The sequence below is a fragment of the Furfurilactobacillus curtus genome (assembly GCF_054657915.1).
This window is the reverse complement of record NZ_BAAHXU010000001.1, coordinates 1,495,043-1,513,058: the sequence shown is the minus strand read 5'-3', so window position 1 is coordinate 1,513,058 and position 18,016 is coordinate 1,495,043. Positions and strand designations below refer to the sequence as shown.

Genomic DNA, 18,016 nt, shown 5'->3' with positions numbered 1-18,016 from the left:
GCTCAACAATTAACTTGAATCTTATTACGCAGAAAGGATCCTTTCTCATGAATGAAAAATTTACCTCTCCCACTTGGGATGCAACTTATGACGTGATTGTACTTGGATTCGGCGGAGCTGGCGCAACTGCTGCTCGATTTGCCGCCGATGCAGACACTAAGGTTTTATTGACTGATGCCGCACCCAATGGCCATGAAGGTGGTAACACACGGTATTCCGCACAATTAATTGGTACCGGCACTGATTTTAATGGACTTAAACAATACTATCAGGCGCTCACTGCACCGATGGACCTTGATGAATCGATGATTGACACATACGTGCAAGGGATGGTCGACATTCCTGATTATGTTCGACGATATTTAGGTGTCGTGCCAGTAAGTGGCGTTAAAGACCTAGCTCCCGTTGCCCCAATACCGCTTGAACCCGCAGTTCATGAATATCCAGAATTCCCCGGTGTCCAATCTTATGACTTTACAACCGTTCATAAAGGCCTCTTTGACGCCGCTCTTTGGCAAATTTTACGTCAAAAGGTGCTGGATCGTTCTGATTCAATCGATGTGTGGTTAAATTCACCAGCTAAACATTTAATCCAAGATCCAGAAAGCAAAGTGATTCTTGGTGTCTCAATCGAACGAAACGGTCAGACACGTTATGTTCAAGCTAAAAACGGCGTTGTGCTAGCAGTAGGGGGGTTCGAAAACGATCATCAAGCTATTCAAGATTATCTTGGTGCAGATCATTTGGCCGTCTTAGGCAGTCTCTACAACAAAGGCGATGGTATTCGGATGGCTGAAGAAGTCGGCGCAGATATGTGGCATATGCATAATTACGAGGCATTGGGCTTTCTTCATGGACTAGCCTTCAAGCCAAAAGATGGTGAACGAGCTCAATTATTGCTTAATCCAGGTGCAGCCATGTACTCCGGTAGTGTCATCACCGTCGCTGATGATGGTAGCCGTTACTTTAAGGAGGACGAGCTGAATCGTCATGGCCATATTTATGACCATGGCATGTGGCGCGTCCCACAAACCAATGTCCATCCACACCTAGTCTTTGATCAGGACCAATTAGCGGATTTTAAGGCAGCTAAAGCCTTGCCTTACCCAGCCTTTTTAGATGACCTGATTACGGCTGATTCATTAACCGAGTTAGCAACTAGGATTGAAGCCGATCCTACAATTCTTTCCGAAACAGTAACTGACTTTAACATCGCTGCTCAAACTGCCCGTGACGTCGCCTTCCATCGGAATCCAACAACGATGCGTGCCTTCAGCCAAGGACCGTTTTATGCAGTCGAACTCACTCATGATGTACTTAACACTCAGGGTGGTCCACGACGCAATGCACAAGCAGAAATCCTTGATGCCAATCGTCAACCAATTCCGCATCTCTATGGTGCTGGCGAATTAGGTGGCATCTCTGCCAATCAGTACCAAGGTGGTGGCAATTTGGCTGAATGCTTAATCTTCGGAAAAATTGCTGGTGAAAATGCTGCAAAGCCAAAATCAGACAACGTTAACACGGTTGAATCGGCTGAGACTGACGCAACCACTGGGGCTAGTCAGCATTCAACAACAGTGGCAACTAACGATAACGACTTGATTACTGCTCAACCAGATCTTGATCAAATTCCACTTGGTCCAGATCAATATTTAGGTATCAGTGATAACGGTATCGGTGGCCAAATTATCGTTCGAATCACGTATAAAGCTGGGCAGTTAATCAATGTCGACATTGTTTCACAAAGCGAAACCAGTGAAGTTGGTGGTCGTGCGGTCAAAGAAATGCCGGATCGTATAGTTAGCGCGAATACGTATGAAGTTGACGCCGTATCCGGTGCCTCCGTTACTAGCCATGCGATTAAAGATGCCGTCAAAGATGCCATCAATAAAGCAACAAACACAGTTGCCTAATTGATCTCCTGAGGAGCCCTTCTAGTCCTTTAAGAGATAATATAAAAATCAGCCGTCACTAACCAAATTGGCTAGTGACGGCTGATTTTAGTCGCTACTTCTTTCCCACCGCATCTTTCAATCCAGTCAACACGTTAATAAACTCCTGTTGAACCGGGTTCGGCATGAATGCTTTGCGAATCACTAATGACATGTTAAAACGTTCGGGCAATGGATCGGTTAGCGGCAACGCAACCACATCATCGCTGGGCTGAATGGCATCGTCAACCAATAAGCTAACACCTAGATTGGCGCGCACAAGCCCCTTAATCAGTGACAACACCGGCGTGCTATAGACGACATTGGGCGTAAAGCCCGCATAATCGCTGTACGCTTTAAGCGCTTGTGGATGAACAAATTTACCAGTCATCGTCACAAAATTATCATTAGCGAGTTGTTCAAACGCAATGGCCGATTGGTCAGCTAAGGGATGTTGCTTGCTGACAACGGCTCGAAATGGATGAGCTGCCAGCAACGTGCTACCTAAATTAGCTTCATGCATCGGTCGCACTGAACCTAACAAAGCGACGTCAATCTTACCAGCTTCTAATTCCTTTAACAGTTGATCAGAACCAACCTCCAGCGTTTCCAAATAGTGAAGCAAGCCCTTGGAAAATAATTCGCCGGCAATCAGTGGAAACCACATTGTCCCGATAATCGGTGGCATGCCGAAACGAATTGTCGATTGTTCCGCTTGTTCAACTTCAAGGTAGGCCAGGTCTAAATCCTTTAAGATACGTTGTGCTCGTTGATATAAAAGTTGCCCCGCACGAGTGATGACTAATTTATTATGGGCCCGATCACGCTGAACGAGTGGTGCCCCAAACTCATTTTCTAAACGCTGGATAGCCACTGTAATCGTTGGTTGACTCACTTTAAACTGACTGGCGACCACTGTATAATTTTTTTGCGTCACTAACGCCGAGAAATAAGCCAAATCACGTGTATTCATGGGGCACCCCTTTGACCAAGCTAATTTTTTAATTAATGTAAGATTACCATATTTTCCATGCAGGCCGTCCGTTGTTTCAAAAATGGCGTCGTTCAAGGCCGTATCAATGATCCAGACAATTAAAAATCACCTATTTTCCATTTTCAGGAGATAGGTGATTTTTACTGGAACGGCGGAACCTTTAGTATTCGATACCTTAATTGATATCACTCATACCACATGAGGCCACTTTCAGTCAGCTCCTGCCGTAACCATTCGACACTAATCTTTAACTTCGTGGATAGCATCAATAATCGTGCCATCTCGATATTCGGCCAACGCAACAACTCGATCCGTAAATTGCAATGGTTCAGGATGGCCTACTTTATCCGCAGCCATCTGTTGTAACTGTTCAATCGTATAAACTGGCACACCCGGAATGTTTGCTAACACTTGCTGCAAATCTTGACGTTTAGGATTGATCGCAATCCCATATTCAGTGACTAAAACGTCAATCGAGTCCCCTGGCGTAATTACCGTTGTCACATCTGGGACCACTGTCGCAATCCGTCCACGAACTAGGGGCGCAGAAATAATGGTCAGTTTAGCAGTCGCCGCATCCTGGTGCCCGCCAATGGCCCCACGAATAACGCCATCAGAACCCGTCATTACGTTGACATTGAATTTGGTATCAATTTCTAGCGCACTTAAAATGACAACATCCAGTTGATCAACCATGGCGCCCTTGTTATCGGGATCTGCATACCAGGAGGCGTCAATTTCTTGTTGGTTAGGGTTGGTGTGCATCGAATCGGCCGCACCCTTATCAAAGTCTTGCACGTCCATCACTTTGTCGATCAAACCTTCATTTAATAAATCGGTCGTTGGCTTGGTAATCCCACCTAGCGCAAACGATGCTTTAATTTGATTATCTAACATCGACTGGCGCAAGTACCGGGTAACTGCCAAGGCTGCTCCGCCGGAACCAGTCTGGAATGAGAAGCCATCTTTGAAGTACGGGGAATTTACAATGACGTTGTTCACCGTTTCGGCAATCTTCAATTCCTTAGGGTCTTTGGTAAACCGCGTCGCTCCTGAACCAATCTTGTCAGGGTCACCAACTTTATCAACTTGAACCACATAGTCCACCTGCGTCTGTTTGATGGAAGCCGGTGTATTCGGATATGGCATGAGATTATCTGTCAGCAAAACCACTTGATCCGCATATTGAGCGTCCATTAACGCATAGCCCAATGAACCAAAGACCGCCTTACCATCCATCCCATTCGCGTTGCCTAATTTATCAGCATTTGGCACCCCAAGAAAAGCCACGTCAATTTTAATATCACCATGTTCAATGGCACGCGCCCGATCACCGTGAGAACGAAAAATGACTGGGTTCTTCAAACCACCATGAGACACAAAGTCGCCTAATGAACCCCGCATGCCAGAACTGGTAATATTCGTGACAGTACCGGCTTTGATTGCTTCGATCACCATATCGTTCATCACCCCAGTCAATGACGAGGGTGCCAGTGTTAAATTCTTAATCCCTGCATCAATAATCACCCGCATCACTTGATTAAAGACAAAATCGCCATTACGAAAGTGGTGATGAAAAGAGATGGTCATCCCATCTTTAACCGTTGCTTTAACAACATCTTCAATCGAGTTTACTAGCTTATCGTCACCAGTTTGGGCCCGAACCTTAGGTGCCACCCGCTGAATTTCTGGATGACCAATCTCGGTCGTTTGATAAGGCTGATATTGCAATTGCGTCATCAATTCGTCTGGTAAGTCACGATTTACATTATTTTTCAAGGTCATTACCCTCCTCATCCACTAAGTGAGATGCTTTTGCCAAGCGCATCACCCGTTGAGCACGCAAGACAACGGGGCGATCTACCATTTGCCCATTCATTGAGATAACACCAGAACCCTTCAAACGGGCTTCTTCAATCGCATTAATCACATTACGAGCGTTATCAATTTCCGCTTGGGTGGGTTGATAGACTTCATTAACCATCGCAATTTGCCGCGGGTTAACCAAGGATTTTCCATCAAAGCCAAGTTGATGAATATAGCGAGTTTCACGATAGAAACCATCCGTATCATCCATATTGGTAAAGACTGTGTCAAACGCCGCAATCCCAGCTGCTCGAGCGGCGTGGAGCACCATGTTTCGGGCAAATTCGAGTTCGGCACCATCTGGATAGCGATGGGTTTTCATATCTGTGGTGTAGTCTTCAGCAGATAGTGCAATCCCAATCATGCGGTCAGAAGCAGCGGCAATTTCTGGCGCGTTGAGAACTCCCTTGGCACTTTCAATAGCAGCCATTAAATGTGTGGAGCCCACTTCGCGACCAAATTCTTTTTCAGCTGCTAAGACATCCGCTTCAAGGCTGGTGATCATTTCAGCCGTTTCCGTCTTCGGCAAGCGAATGACATCGATACCGGCCTTAACCATCGCACGAACATCATTTTGATAAAACGGTGTATCATCCCCGTTGATCCGCACAACCAGTTCTGCTTCACCGTAGTCTTGGCTGCTCAGGGCTTCGTAAACCAAATCACGAGCCGCGTCTTTTTCCGCTAATGAAACGGCATCTTCTAGGTCAAACATGATCGAGTCTGCCCCGTAAATTCCCGCATCTTTAACCATCGCCGGGTTATTTCCTGGGACAAACATCATGGTTCTTCGTAATCGTTCTTCTGTCTCCGCCATGTCTATAATACCTCCCACGCAGGTTGATCCTGAGTTGATAAAGCACGTTGCGCAGCCGCGATGGTGCGTGCTTTAATAACACAATCCAACGCGCCTTTATCAACTGCCTTGACTTTCACATCAGTTAGCTCAAATGCTTGTAACGTCTGGGTGATCACCTGGCGGATTTGTTTGCCAAATTGTTTTTCAACATCTGACTCTAAGTCAATCTGAATCCCATCGTTACCTTTTGAAAGCATGATTTGAATGTCAGAGGATTCCACAGTTCCCGCCAACGCGGTTTGTTTAATTTCCATTAATGTTCATTCCTTTCTGAATGCGAGCTTGCAGCTCATCAAGATGTTGCTCAATAAAGGTAAAGGTTGTTGTTGGTACAAATGAACGCACGGACTCCAGCGCATTTTCGGCAATTGCCTGGCGCACAGCGGTGGCGGTAATCAATGCACCACTTGGCGTGTGATTACGTTCAACCACTTTAACCTTTACGGCAGGCGGTAATTCTCGCTGGAGTACTTGATTGTAGATATTTGTCGTATGTGAGCGCGGTTCGCTACCCACGTAACGTCTTGAAATAGCCAGAGCTGGTGCAATCTGTTCGCGAAATAACCGGGCGTCTAAAGTTGTTTGGTAGTCAATCTGTTGATCCGGCGTCGGCAAAAAATAGGCTGGAAAAGTCGCATAGCTGACCATGTAGTCACCACCATTGATGACTTTGACATTCTTCAAATCAGCAGTACCAGCTTTGACCAACTGAACACGTTGTTCGGTGCCAAATAAAGAAACATCAGTGTTCACAACAAACACGTATACGAGGTCATTTTCCTTAGCCGCTGTTTCGACTAAATAACGATGTCCGTTGGTAAATGGATTAGCGTTCATCACAATACCAGCAACTTGTTTGGTCTGCTGATCAGCGATCCGGGGTACAGCTGCTAAAAAGTCATCGACACCTATATCGCCTGTTTCTAACAAAGCAGCCACGTCACTGTGGGCCAATTCCTTAAAGCCGACATGTTGAAAGCTCTGTTGATACTGTCGCTTAGTAAACACAAATAGATGAAAAATCTGTGCTTGAGCTAAGCGGTTGATCAATGCGGAAACAATCGTGTTGAAGCGAGCACCATTGGTTTCTCCTTCATTGCAAACGCCCACGTATTTCAAGACGTTTCCTGCCGCCGAGCCAGTCGCTACCAACCGATTACCTTCATAGATACCTAGCGTAAAGTCGATTTGCGCGGTTTCACTATTATCAAAATCTGTAATGCCCAATGACGTTAAAAATGTCATCCACGTCTGCCGTACTTGTGGATCGTGCAGATGCAGATCCACAACCGTTGCTGCCATCGACGCACCATCTCCTCGCTTATCGTGCAAATAATCACATTGAACTGATAATTCAACGTTCCACTCAGTGAATTCTACAATCACAGTGTAATTCCTCTGTCTAAATTTTGCAAATAATAGTCAATTATTTTTAATTCATAAAAATATTATCAGCTTATTTTTAAAATATACGAATTGACTTGTCATTTGTTAAAACTTGTGATGAAATGTATATAAATGAACAAAAAGAATGAGGCATAATTCATGGATGACGTGAAACATCGGGCTTTACTGGCTAGTATTGCCCAAGATTATTACCTATCTAAATTACCAATTACCGATCTGTCAAAAAAATACCAATTGAGTCGTTATTTGCTCAGCAAGGCTTTGGACGAAGCACTTGCCACTGGACTGGTTAAAATCAGTATTGATGCGCCAGTCTCCCGAAATTTGGAATTAGAATTACAATTCAAACGTCAATTTAAATTGGACCATATGTTTATCCTACGTGATAGTGAATCGCCAGATAAGGATTCGGCTAACATCATTGACTTTGCCGCTAGCGAAATTCAAGAATTAATCCACCACAGTCGTACAGTCGGGATGACTTGGGGTGGGACCGTTTGGAACATCATTGATCATTTTCAAGCTGAGGTTCAAGAAAACCTCGTCTTTACCCAGTTTATCGGGGATAATTTAAAGCTCAACACGGCGGCCAGCACGGTCCCTTTGGTTCAAAAAGCAGCTGCCAAATTTGATGCTCATTTTGTCACCATGCCAGCGCCACTCTATATTAAAAATGACCACGTCCGCGAGCAATTGGCTTCAGAACCAGCCTTTCAAGAGGCCTTCACATCCGCTAACCGGTTGGATCTCATCTTTGCTGGTATTGGTACTTTAGCGTCAATCAATAGTATTCCTGTTTGGAAGCAGCACTTTGCTGATTTGTTTCCAGATGTCTCCAGTCAGGCCATTGCCGGAGTCCTATTTGGCCGGCCATACGACATTAATGGTCAACTACTTAACCGCCAAGATAAAACGATGGGTCAGTCCATGACCGATTTATTAGCCATTCCACGCCGTGTCGCTATCGTTAAAAGCAAATTCAAGAGTCGTGCACTATTAGGTGCCCTACGTGGTGGCTTTTTAACGGATATCATTACGGATGAAGCGGTGGCCAATCGGGTTCTATTGGAAGCTGCGGAATAAGTCAAAAAAATAACAGGGTGGTCTAAACCATAAAAATGGTTTGGACCACCCTGTTATTAATATTCAACAAAAGTGTTCAACATCATTTTCTAGTTTTAAATGCAGCAAATGCTTGATCGATCTCCGCATATTCAACATCTGAAAGCTGCACATTTAACGCCTGAACGTTGCTTTCTACCTGCGCTGGCTTACGGGCGCCAGGAATAACGACCGCCACATCTGGGTTTGCTAAGTACCATGCTAAGACGACTTGCGCGACTGTTGCTTCATGTTGTTCGGCTAAATTACGCACGACAGTTACCGCTGTCATTATTGTTTTAAATTCTGTCGATGTGAACTGTCCGAACTTATCTGCATCCTTGTCAGAATATTTCCCGGTCAATAATCCAGACGCTAATGGGAAATAAGGTACAAACGAAATATCCTGCTCGCGGAGGTAAGGAAACAGATCCTGTTCTGGTTGTCGATGAACTAAACTATAATTATCTTCTACAATATCAACCTGTCCATCACGATTGGCTTCCTTAATCTGAGTCAGGCTAAAGTTCGACACGCCAATCGCACGAATCTTACCTGCCTGTTTCAATTTAGCCAACGCTGCCACTGCCTCCGCTTTAGGCGTCTTGTCATCTGGGAAATGAATGTAAAAGATGTCTAAGTAATCGGTCTGCAGTCGTTTCAACGCGTCATCCACCGCTTTAGTCAAAAAGTCTGGATCATTATTGGGCTTTAGATCATCTTCCGGGTCCTGGGCTGCCTTGGTCGCTAACACGATTTGATCGCGATCATATTTTTTCAACACTGATCCAATGATTTCTTCTGAACGACCAAGGCCATACATATATGCCGTGTCCAGTAGTTGAATTCCTTGATCCAAAGCTTTTTTCACAACCGCAGCGCCATCCTCATCAACTAAATCCTTAAACAAGTTATGACCACCAACTTTATTCGTCCCTAAACCTAACTTAGTGGTCATCACTGAACTCTTCCCAATCGTCACTTTTGTTGTCATTTAGTTATCCTCCTCGTTGATTTACCATTTTAAATTCATCATAGGAGTTTCAACAAAAAAGTAAAACAATCTGTCCACCGTTAACAAGCAAACGAATAAGCTAACTAAAAAACAAGCCATTTTCAAAGACTCAAAAAATGGTTTGTTTAACTGAATTATCAAATGGAAGCTTTTACCACATCCCTAATACTTTGGTCCAGAGTAGACCACCGCCAAGCCAAACGATAATGTAAAAGACACCTAAGATGGCATTTAGACGCCACCAATCAGACTGTTTGACATAGCCAGCCCCGAAAATAACAGTCGCTGGACCACTTGCATAGTGGGTTGTGGAACTAAACAACGGACCACATAAAGCTAACATGATTGCAGCTAGCATTGCCGGTACATGTGCTGAAATGGCCACCGCCAGCAAGGCCGCATACATCGCACTAACATGCGCTGTCCCACTTGCAAATAAATAATGGGTGTAGAAGTAAAACAGGAATAAAACAACGAGCACTAGCAACCAACTGACACCGTGAAGCGCAACTCCGATTGACTTAGATAGCCACGGAATTAACCCCATAGCTGTCAATTGGTTCGCTAAGAAAATCAGAATTGAGAACCACAGCACTGTGTTCCATGCCCCAGTTTCTTTTAAGACATCTTGAACGGATAAAACACCGGTAATTAATAAGAGCGTCACAGCAATGAAGGCCACCAATGTTGCATCTAAACCGATAAAACTAGAAATAACCCAAAGGAACAATGCGAGCAAGAAAACACCACACATGATCTTTTCAGCCACGCTCATCGGACCCATTTCAGCCAGTTCTTTTTCCGCCCACTCTTTTGCATTTGGCGTTTCTTTGACCTCTGGTGGATACAATTTATAAATGATCCATGGCACCGCAATCAAGCTGATAATCCCTGGCACCAAAGCTGCTAAGAACCAGCCGACCCAGGTAATGTTAACGTGGGCGGCTTTGGCCATTGCAACAGCAACTAAGTTTGGTGCCATCGCGGTCATAAACATCCCCGATGTGATAATGTCTCCCTGGAATTCTGAGAACATCAAGAATGAGCCAATTTTTCGTTCAGTCCCGTCTTTAGGATTTGAGCCAAAAGTTGTCGCCAATGAATCAATGATCGGAAAGACGATTCCCCCGGCACGAGCCGTGTTACTCGGGGTTGCCGGTGCAGTTACTAAATCTACGCCAATCAAGGCATAGGCTAGTCCAAGCGTCCGCCGACCAAACAACCGCACAAAATTTAACGCGACACGGCGACCAAAGCCAGTTTTAATGAAGCCACGGGAAAGAAAGTACGCCATGGCGATTAACCAGACCACATTCGTGCCAAAGGCGGTCACGGCTTTTTCCATCGGGACAAGTCCCAACAGAACGGTTAAAGTCATGCCCAATAAAGCAACCCCAGCGATCGGCAGTGGCTGTGTAATACAACCAACGATTGTAGCAACAAAAATAGCTAGTACATGCCACGCCGCCAGCGAAATTCCTGCTGGGCGAACAGGCGCGATAAACCAGATGATCAAACCAATGATGATCGGCCAAAGAAATTTTTTATAATTCACCTTTTCTAAACCCATAATTATTCCCCTTATTTTTCGTCCATCGGTATGTCAGACACTGCTACATCACGATAGCGCATTGTCTCACTTGGTAAGGCCGCTAATATCACCCCAACGAGCAAAGATGTCAGACCTAGACCACTTAGGAATAGAAATGCCATGCTAACTCCTCCATTTGGACTGATTATCGATCGATGTTCGTCATCTTCAACGGATCAACCCATTCATCAAATTGCGCAGCGGAAACCTTCCCAGATTTCAGGGCAGCCTCGCGCAAGGTGGTGCCCGCCTGATCAGCTTCTTGGGCAATTTTTGCACTATCATGATAGCCGATGTGTGGCGATAAAGCTGTTACCGTCATCAGGGAATTGTCGACGAGTTCTTGCATTCGTGTTTCATTAACGGTCAATCCATGAATCATCTTATCCGCAAAACCAATCATCGTGCCCCGCAACAATTCAGCCGATTCGAGAAAGGCATCGATGAGCACAGGTTTATAGACGTTCATTTCGAAATTCCCTTGTGAGGAGGCCATCGTAACCACCACATCATTGCCCATCACCCGCACAGCTGCCATCGTAATTGCCTCGGCTTGCGTGGGGTTAACTTTCCCAGGCATAATTGAAGAGCCTGGTTCATTGGCTGGAATGTTTAATTCTGCATAAGCCGCCCGTGGACCACTAGCCAAGAAACGGACATCGTTAGCGATCTTCATTAAATCGGCCGCTAGTGTCTTCATAGCACCGTGAACCACATCTAAATTAGAATGATGCGCCAAACCGTAGAATTTGTTGGTATCCGCAGTGAAGGATTGCCCGTAAACGTGCTTCATCCGGTTAGCAATATCATCAGCAAAACCTGGTGCCGCGTTTAAACCAGTGCCAACAGCAGTTCCACCCATCGCCAATTCCAATAACGTGTGATCCAAAGACTTCAAATAATCGCGATCATGTTCCAATGCACTGACCCAGCCACTAATTTCTTGGCCAAACGTCAATGGCGTCGCATCTTGCAAATGAGTTCGGCCAATTTTAACCGTTCGCCAATACTGATCCTGCTTTACCTTGAGTTCATCGATCAGATGTTGGGCTGCTTCCTCCAAATTGGCAATCGCAACACTTGCTGTAATGTTCATCGCTGTTGGAAAAATATCATTGGAACTTTGGCCCTTGTTAACATCATCATTAGGTAAAATTTCAATTGTTGGGTCTATTTTTGCGGCTTGATGAGCGACAACTTCATTGGTGTTCATGTTCGTTTGTGTGCCAGAGCCTGTCTGGTAGACTCGCAATGGAAAGTCCTTCCGCAGTTCTTCGTCATTGAGGGCCAATAGCGTCTCAATCGCACGCACAATCAATTTGCCCTTTGCAGCATCAATCTGCTCTAACTCTAAGTTCGCTTCTGCAGCAGCTTTTTTGATTTGCAATAACGCGCGAATAATGGCAATTGGCATAAACTGCCCAGTTGGAAAGTTATTTCGGCTTCGTTCCGTCTGCGGTCCCCACAGCGCGTCAGTAGGAATTTCAACTGGCCCGATTGTATCTTCTTCTACACGAAAATCTGACATTAGTGGTCCCTCCACTTTCTTGTGTAATTATTAACAATAGCTGCTAAAAAAACAGCTTTGAACGTTCTATCGTTGTTCAATGAATCACGATATTTTTGTTATGCCTAAGATAGCGCGCGTTTAGCTCGATAGTCAAACCCTACACGACTGATTAAAAATCTTAATATCACCACTGATTCAACCGGGCTGAAATATCTATCTCTAGAAGTTTTAATCCCCTAAGGCATCAGCCGCAATGGCCTGTAGAGACTTGGCTGACGCGACCATTTTTGCTTGCTCATCCGCAGATAACGGCACTTCTAAGATCTGCGCAATCCCTTGCGCGTTAATCACTGCTGGCGTGCCAATGTATAAGTCATGCAGGCCGTATTGTCCATCAACTGGTGCACCAATCGGTAACACGATATTCTCGTTATGTAGCACTGCACGACTCAAACGCATCAGACTTGTCGCTACGCCGTAAAAGGTGGCCCCTTTTAGTCCAATGATTGATCCACCTTTTTTGCGGGTTGTAGTCTCTAAATCTGTTAATTGCAGTTGGCTAACACCTTGTTTGGCGGCCACTGCGAGCAAAGGCTGTCCAGCAATTGCCGCTGCTTGATAGGCGGCAAATTGGCCATCACCATGTTCACCTAAGATATAGGCGTCCACAGTGCGCAAATCAACTGATAAACGGTTAGCCAATGCTACTTGCCATCGACTGGAATCTAATGAGGTTCCAGTACCAATCACCCGCTCCCGTGGAAAACCTGATAATTTCTGGGTCGCCATCGTCAAAATATCAACTGGATTAGCTGCGACGATGAAAATGCCAGCAAAGCCACTCTCGACAATGGGCTTTACAATTGTTTTCAAAATATTTAAATTCTTATTAACTAAATCGAGGCGTGTTTCGCCAGGTTTGCGGGGCACACCAGCTGTGATAACCACCAAGTCAGCATCAGTTGCATCTTGATAGGTTCCTGGATGCACATTTAATGGCCCTGTTAGGGGCTGAACATCCTCTAAATCTAAGGCGTCCCCGCTAACATGATCAGTTTGAATATCAACTATGACCAACTCGTCAGCAATTTGCTGCTGCAACATTGCAAAGGCATATGAAGAACCCACTGCCCCGTCGCCGATCAAAACAACTTTTTGATGTATGGTTTGATTTGCCAAAGTAAACTTCCTTTCCGTAGCTGTCTATAAATGAATTTATGCACAAAAATAAATCGTAGAATTCACGGATGTGCAATGAACCTCATCGGAAACATTGGTAGCGATAACATCACAATTCTGATGGTGTAACCGTAACCGTTGACTCGAATTATAGTCAAACGAGGTAGTCACCATTAAAATAATCTATGTGAATATTTTTTCAAACAATCAAGACAACAAAAAACCACGATCACCCTTTGGCAATCATGGTTGTTTTAAGTAACATACCGCCCAATTTTAGGCTAAATTTCGTTTTAAAAAGGCCACCGTTTCGTCATACACATCATCTAAGTAACCTTTAGCGTGACGTGAACCAGTCAAGAAACGACTAGTGGACGGAATTTGATGCACGTTCAACGTTTCTGCCAAGCTAATTACGCCAGACGTTGGCACAAATTCATTGAGCGAATTAGCTAAATACATTGGTCCAGTTTGATCCGTCACATGTAAATATGGCGTTGCATCCTTGTACTGATCAGTTCGACCATTAAAGTAATTTGTCACGAACCATTTATAGAAGGAATCATTCGCACCGGTTTGATCGATTTGAGCACTAGCTGCATTAAAGTCTTGCGTCGTGTCCGGTTTAGCAACGACTGCTTCATGATGCTGTAACCAATCTTCAATGTCGATAATTCCAGAAAGTGAGACAATCGGAATGCCAAATTTAATCCCCATTTCAACCGTCATATTCCCACCTGCTGAGGAACCAACAGCGGCAATTTTGCTTTTATCAAAGTCGTAATCGCTGTGTTTCAGCCAATCGTATACGTGGTCCATATCCGTCAACGGATCTGGATAATATCCAGCTGGCGTAATCCGATAATTGGGCACCACCACTAGAAAGCCTTCATTCGCTAATCGGGTGGCCCAATCGGCATCTTTAGCCTTGTCACCACGAAACCAGCCGCCACCATGAACATCAATAATGCCACCAAGTAATGATTGATTTTCTGGATAATAAACATCTAATTTCAAATCTAAAGTCGCATCATAGACGACATCTAACGTTTGCGAAATTTTTGCCATTTATCTCACCCATGCTTTCTTATCATTTCATCATTGGGATTCTAATCTAGAATTAGCCTACCACCAGATAAGTCACTAAGGGTAACAACTTTACTCAAGGAAGTATCAGGCTATGCTTGCACGAAGAACATGATCGCCTTCACGCTTGGTTTCCTGTCGAAAATGCGATTGTTCGCACGGCTACTTAGGCTCAAAGCATTCTCACACGTACGCTGGCTTTCTCGACCCTGCATTTTTTACCATAAATGGGTATACTAGACGAGTGAGTAACTAAGTCTTGTAGAAAAGAGAAGAAAATTAGTCATGATTACTTTAAAATCACCCCGTGAAATTGAAGGGATGCGCAAGGCTGGCGCTATTTTAGCCGGCATGCATATCGGTTTGCGCGACATCATCAAACCAGGCATTTCTAGTTGGGAAATTGAACGCTATGCGCTCCGCTATTTAGACGATCACCATGCAAAAGCAGAAGAGAAAGGATTCGAGGGCTACGACTACGCGACTTGTGTCAGTGTGAACGAAGAAGTTTGTCATGCCTTCCCAAGAAAAGCCTTACTCCTAAAAAACGGCGATTTAGTTAAAGTGGATACAGTGATCAGTGTCGATGGCTACATGTCTGATTCTTGCTGGGCATTTGCCGTTGGCGATGTCAGTGATGAAGTCAAAAAACTGATGGACGTCACTAAAAAAGGGCTCTATCTCGGCATTGATCAGGCTGTAATTGGCAATCGAATTGGCGATATTGGTTGGGCGATTCAACATTATGTCGAAGATGAAATGGGCTACGGAGATGTGCGTGAGTACGTAGGCCATGGTATTCAGCCAACGATGCACGAAGATCCGATGGTACCCGCTTACGGTGAACCTGGTAAAGGTTTGCGATTACGTGAAGGAATGACGATTACCATCGAACCCATGGTCAACATTGGTGATTGGCGATGTGCACCGGTGGCCGATGACGGTTGGACCGTTCGCACATTAGATGGCAGCCTGAGTTGTCAATATGAACACACACTCGTTGTCACTAAAGATGGTCCCAAGATTTTAACCAGTCAAGATCCTGAATTTGACGCTAAATATTTATAAGCTTTGCTATTTTGCGCAAAGCACACAAACGCCTTGGTTCACAAGTTATGGAACCAAGGCGTTTACACTAACTAATTAAGGGAGTGCAGGGTCATGCCAAAGACCGGACTCAATCTCACAAACATTCAAGTCACACAATCTCAACAAGCGTTACATCAACAAGGCCAGCAACTACGCCAACAAGTTTCCTTTGCTCAGTTGGGCCGTTTTGTTCCCCAACAACGAGACCCCACCCTGCTCATGTCACGCATCGCTGACATGCTAGTCCCCGAATTATTACCGGAACGCTATCGGCGGATGGGTGTCTCATCATTTACCTTTTTTCGGGGGACCGCTGAACTGATGGCTTATGACCTAAATCATCAAGCCAGTACCCACATTCCTGTGGTTATCTCTGGCGATGCCCACTTAGGCAATTTTGGCTTTTTTGCCTCGCCGGAACGTCGCTTAGTATTCGACCTCAACGATTTTGACGAAGCTGGCGTGAACTCGTGGGAACGCGATGTCAAACGACTACTTGTCAGTGTCAGTTTAGCTGGTCAAGAAAATGGTTTCTCCGCAAAAAAGATCCACAAAGCTGTTCGCCATGTCGCTAAAAGTTATCGTAAAGGGATTCACTTTAGTTGCCAACGATCAACACTAGATCGATTCTATCCAGCAAATGATGTGGAGAGCGTTTTATCGGCGGCACCGACCAGCCCAGCTCGCTCACTCATGCAAACATTTATTGACAAAGCCCAGAAACGTAACTCCGAACAAGTCGTTAACAAGTTCACTTCACTAACCGCTCATGGTCGACGCTTTATCGACAATGCCAAGATTACTCGGCATACCGATGATGACGTAACTCGCCATATCAGCGATTACTTAGCGGCCTATCGAACCACGGTACGATCCGACGTGGCATTATTGCTGTCACAATATGAACTAACTGATGTAGCCCGTCACTGTGTCGGCGTCGGCAGCTTTGGCTCACGGTGCTATTTAGTACTCCTCACCAGTAATGATGGTAGCCATTTAGTCCTACAAATCAAGGAAGCTCTGCCCACACGCAAAACAGGCGCAGAACGTCAATTGAATCTGAGCGCAACTTTTGAAGAGAGTGAAGGTCAACGGATTATTGAGTCGCAAAAAATTCTCCAGTCTGCTTCCGACCCGTTTCTCGGCTACTTTCAAAGTCGTCATCATAGCTTTTATGTTCGTCAGTTTCGGGATATGAAAACATCCGTTGATTTGCATAGTCTAAATTGGCAGCAATTTCACCTCTACGCTGAAGCTTGTGGTCGTTTGCTAGCTATCGATCACTGTCAAACACCAACTGCTCCCATGATTGATGGGTACATTGATAACGACAAAGATTTTGATTTAGCGATGACGCAATGGGCAGAAGCCTATGTACCACAGGTGGAAGCTGATTACGCTGCATTTTTGAAGGAGCATCCTAACCACTAACCAAAATATCTCTTTCGTTGTAGCAATTCCATGATTATCCGGATCAACTTCAATAACTTTATTTTCCAACAAAAAATGGCCATCCCTTGAGATGGCCATTTTTTGTTGGTATTCCTTACCAATCAGCATGCTATTGCCTGTTTAATCGAAACTTGTTTCACGTGAAACACGCATTATTTTTCTGGACTAATCCAAATTTCAAAACTGTGCGGGGTACTCGTCTCACTGTCCGTTGGATCAGTAAACAACTGATCCACAACCCAATCCATCTTCGGACTATCAAAGTCGATGCGTTTATGTGGTTCATTACTCTTACTCATTTGTGGCTCACTCCTTCAGTCTTGTCAGAGTTCTAGTCAACAAAAGTAATTATACAGGTTCAAACGGCAATTCGTCAGTAATCGTGCTCAAAGCATGGCAAAACTTTATAATTACCGATTATGGTCATAAATAATTGATTAAAACGACTAGGCTAGCGTATGGTAACAGTATGGCAATGCAGATGTTTGAAAGGAGCTGTAATTATGGCAAATAATGACATGCACATTGAGGGGGTAGCGTTTGCCAATTTATCAAAAAATGAGTTGAATCTCTTTTTTGCGATTTTGACGCGAATGCACCACTTACGAACCACTTCTGTTGTTTTTAACTATGACGAACTGCAATGGTTAACTGGCGGTACTACAACCGACTTTAACCAACTGTTAACTACGGTCATCGATCACATCAGTCAGACCAGCACGACTTACGATCTTGGTGATGGACCAGTGAAACACGACTTTTTCAGTAAAATTGGTCTAGTTAATGACCAACAAATCGTCTCGGTTCAACTTAATCCTGATTTTGAATTTCTAGTGCAGATTGACGAAGCGCACTGGAAAAAATAAATTTTAAGCTTAATAACAATTAAGATTCACCCTGCTGATTTCGTGCCTGAAGGTGCTCAAGTCAGCA

17 protein-coding genes are annotated in these 18,016 nt (G+C 44.6%); 5 read left to right on the top strand and 12 right to left on the bottom strand.

Annotated features, from left to right (window positions below; translation table 11 throughout):
• Positions 1 to 47 precede the first annotated feature (47 nt).
• Positions 48 to 1,916 carry an FAD-binding protein gene (locus ACYQ0Y_RS07110; RefSeq protein ID WP_407882783.1) on the top strand — a complete coding sequence of 623 codons (1,869 nt, stop codon included), beginning with the start codon at positions 48 to 50 and terminating at the stop codon, positions 1,914 to 1,916.
• Between the two features lie 94 nt (positions 1,917 to 2,010).
• Here the strand turns inward: ACYQ0Y_RS07110 and ACYQ0Y_RS07105 are convergent, their stop codons facing one another.
• From ACYQ0Y_RS07105 to citC, 5 genes are all read right to left on the bottom strand, one after another.
• Positions 2,011 to 2,907, bottom strand: coding sequence for a LysR family transcriptional regulator (locus tag ACYQ0Y_RS07105; protein ID WP_407882781.1), 897 nt, complete (start codon positions 2,905 to 2,907; stop codon positions 2,011 to 2,013).
• 261 nt (positions 2,908 to 3,168) lie between these two features.
• Entirely contained in the window at positions 3,169 to 4,707 is a 1,539-nt protein-coding gene (gene citF, locus ACYQ0Y_RS07100) for a citrate lyase subunit alpha (RefSeq protein ID WP_407882779.1), read from the bottom strand.
• Positions 4,697 to 5,611: a citrate (pro-3S)-lyase subunit beta gene (gene citE / locus ACYQ0Y_RS07095; protein ID WP_407882777.1), complete on the bottom strand. Its 915-nt coding sequence runs from the start codon at positions 5,609 to 5,611 to the stop codon at positions 4,697 to 4,699. The genes citF and citE overlap by 11 nt, the downstream gene beginning before the upstream one ends.
• A 2-nt stretch (positions 5,612 to 5,613) precedes the next feature.
• Positions 5,614 to 5,907 (bottom strand): citrate lyase acyl carrier protein, encoded by a 294-nt coding sequence (gene citD, locus ACYQ0Y_RS07090; protein WP_407882775.1) that lies wholly within the window; start codon positions 5,905 to 5,907, stop codon positions 5,614 to 5,616.
• Positions 5,897 to 6,955: a [citrate (pro-3S)-lyase] ligase gene (gene citC, locus ACYQ0Y_RS07085; RefSeq protein WP_407882773.1), complete on the bottom strand. Its 1,059-nt coding sequence runs from the start codon at positions 6,953 to 6,955 to the stop codon at positions 5,897 to 5,899. The genes citD and citC overlap by 11 nt, the downstream gene beginning before the upstream one ends.
• A gap of 243 nt (positions 6,956 to 7,198) precedes the next feature.
• Between citC and ACYQ0Y_RS07080 the strand changes: the two genes are divergently transcribed.
• A complete protein-coding gene (locus ACYQ0Y_RS07080) occupies positions 7,199 to 8,143 on the top strand; it encodes a sugar-binding transcriptional regulator (protein ID WP_407882771.1) in 945 nt (314 codons plus the stop codon).
• An 82-nt stretch (positions 8,144 to 8,225) separates the two neighbouring features.
• On the opposite strand, the gene ACYQ0Y_RS07075 is transcribed toward ACYQ0Y_RS07080, so the two are convergent.
• The 6 genes from ACYQ0Y_RS07075 to ACYQ0Y_RS07050 form a co-directional block, all read right to left on the bottom strand.
• Positions 8,226 to 9,155, bottom strand: a complete 930-nt coding sequence (locus tag ACYQ0Y_RS07075) for an aldo/keto reductase (RefSeq protein ID WP_407882769.1) — start codon at positions 9,153 to 9,155, stop codon at positions 8,226 to 8,228.
• Positions 9,156 to 9,327: 172 nt separating this feature from the next.
• A complete protein-coding gene (locus tag ACYQ0Y_RS07070) occupies positions 9,328 to 10,746 on the bottom strand; it encodes an anion permease (protein ID WP_407882768.1) in 1,419 nt (472 codons plus the stop codon).
• Positions 10,747 to 10,757: 11 nt separating this feature from the next.
• Positions 10,758 to 10,889, bottom strand: coding sequence for a hypothetical protein (locus ACYQ0Y_RS07065; RefSeq protein WP_407882766.1), 132 nt, complete (start codon positions 10,887 to 10,889; stop codon positions 10,758 to 10,760).
• A gap of 23 nt (positions 10,890 to 10,912) precedes the next feature.
• Complete coding sequence (locus tag ACYQ0Y_RS07060; RefSeq protein ID WP_407882764.1) at positions 10,913 to 12,295, bottom strand: class II fumarate hydratase; 1,383 nt, start codon at positions 12,293 to 12,295, stop codon at positions 10,913 to 10,915.
• A 210-nt stretch (positions 12,296 to 12,505) separates the two neighbouring features.
• Positions 12,506 to 13,456: an L-lactate dehydrogenase gene (locus tag ACYQ0Y_RS07055; RefSeq protein ID WP_407882762.1), complete on the bottom strand. Its 951-nt coding sequence runs from the start codon at positions 13,454 to 13,456 to the stop codon at positions 12,506 to 12,508.
• 276 nt (positions 13,457 to 13,732) lie between these two features.
• Complete coding sequence (locus ACYQ0Y_RS07050) at positions 13,733 to 14,524, bottom strand: alpha/beta hydrolase fold domain-containing protein (RefSeq protein ID WP_407882760.1); 792 nt, start codon at positions 14,522 to 14,524, stop codon at positions 13,733 to 13,735.
• A gap of 303 nt (positions 14,525 to 14,827) precedes the next feature.
• On the opposite strand from ACYQ0Y_RS07050, the gene map reads away from it, so the two are divergent.
• Both map and ACYQ0Y_RS07040 read left to right on the top strand, forming a co-directional pair.
• Positions 14,828 to 15,610 carry a type I methionyl aminopeptidase gene (gene map / locus ACYQ0Y_RS07045; RefSeq protein WP_407882758.1) on the top strand — a complete coding sequence of 261 codons (783 nt, stop codon included), beginning with the start codon at positions 14,828 to 14,830 and terminating at the stop codon, positions 15,608 to 15,610.
• A gap of 93 nt (positions 15,611 to 15,703) precedes the next feature.
• A complete protein-coding gene (locus ACYQ0Y_RS07040) occupies positions 15,704 to 17,062 on the top strand; it encodes a DUF2252 domain-containing protein (RefSeq protein WP_407882756.1) in 1,359 nt (452 codons plus the stop codon).
• Positions 17,063 to 17,235: 173 nt separating this feature from the next.
• Here ACYQ0Y_RS07040 and ACYQ0Y_RS07035 read toward each other — a convergent pair whose 3' ends face one another.
• A complete protein-coding gene (locus ACYQ0Y_RS07035; protein ID WP_407882755.1) occupies positions 17,236 to 17,382 on the bottom strand; it encodes a hypothetical protein in 147 nt (48 codons plus the stop codon).
• A gap of 204 nt (positions 17,383 to 17,586) precedes the next feature.
• On the opposite strand from ACYQ0Y_RS07035, the gene ACYQ0Y_RS07030 reads away from it, so the two are divergent.
• Positions 17,587 to 17,949 (top strand): RepB family plasmid replication initiator protein, encoded by a 363-nt coding sequence (locus tag ACYQ0Y_RS07030; RefSeq protein ID WP_407882753.1) that lies wholly within the window; start codon positions 17,587 to 17,589, stop codon positions 17,947 to 17,949.
• Positions 17,950 to 18,016 lie beyond the last annotated feature (67 nt).

What these genes read in the sequence shown, in the direction of transcription:
- ACYQ0Y_RS07065 (WP_407882766.1), bottom strand. Translation starts at nt 10,889, where the DNA reads ATGGCATTTCTATTCCTAAGTGGTCTAGGTCTGACATCTTTGCTCGTT.
- citC (WP_407882773.1), bottom strand. Translation starts at nt 6,955, where the DNA reads ATGGCAGCAACGGTTGTGGATCTGCATCTGCACGATCCACAAGTACGG.
- ACYQ0Y_RS07050 (WP_407882760.1), bottom strand. Translation starts at nt 14,524, where the DNA reads ATGGCAAAAATTTCGCAAACGTTAGATGTCGTCTATGATGCGACTTTA.
- ACYQ0Y_RS07110 (WP_407882783.1), top strand. Translation starts at nt 48, where the DNA reads ATGAATGAAAAATTTACCTCTCCCACTTGGGATGCAACTTATGACGTG.
- ACYQ0Y_RS07075 (WP_407882769.1), bottom strand. Translation starts at nt 9,155, where the DNA reads ATGACAACAAAAGTGACGATTGGGAAGAGTTCAGTGATGACCACTAAG.
- ACYQ0Y_RS07070 (WP_407882768.1), bottom strand. Translation starts at nt 10,746, where the DNA reads ATGGGTTTAGAAAAGGTGAATTATAAAAAATTTCTTTGGCCGATCATC.
- citE (WP_407882777.1), bottom strand. Translation starts at nt 5,611, where the DNA reads ATGGCGGAGACAGAAGAACGATTACGAAGAACCATGATGTTTGTCCCA.
- ACYQ0Y_RS07035 (WP_407882755.1), bottom strand. Translation starts at nt 17,382, where the DNA reads ATGAGTAAGAGTAATGAACCACATAAACGCATCGACTTTGATAGTCCG.
- map (WP_407882758.1), top strand. Translation starts at nt 14,828, where the DNA reads ATGATTACTTTAAAATCACCCCGTGAAATTGAAGGGATGCGCAAGGCT.
- ACYQ0Y_RS07040 (WP_407882756.1), top strand. Translation starts at nt 15,704, where the DNA reads ATGCCAAAGACCGGACTCAATCTCACAAACATTCAAGTCACACAATCT.
- ACYQ0Y_RS07080 (WP_407882771.1), top strand. Translation starts at nt 7,199, where the DNA reads ATGGATGACGTGAAACATCGGGCTTTACTGGCTAGTATTGCCCAAGAT.
- ACYQ0Y_RS07030 (WP_407882753.1), top strand. Translation starts at nt 17,587, where the DNA reads ATGGCAAATAATGACATGCACATTGAGGGGGTAGCGTTTGCCAATTTA.
- citD (WP_407882775.1), bottom strand. Translation starts at nt 5,907, where the DNA reads ATGGAAATTAAACAAACCGCGTTGGCGGGAACTGTGGAATCCTCTGAC.
- ACYQ0Y_RS07105 (WP_407882781.1), bottom strand. Translation starts at nt 2,907, where the DNA reads ATGAATACACGTGATTTGGCTTATTTCTCGGCGTTAGTGACGCAAAAA.
- ACYQ0Y_RS07060 (WP_407882764.1), bottom strand. Translation starts at nt 12,295, where the DNA reads ATGTCAGATTTTCGTGTAGAAGAAGATACAATCGGGCCAGTTGAAATT.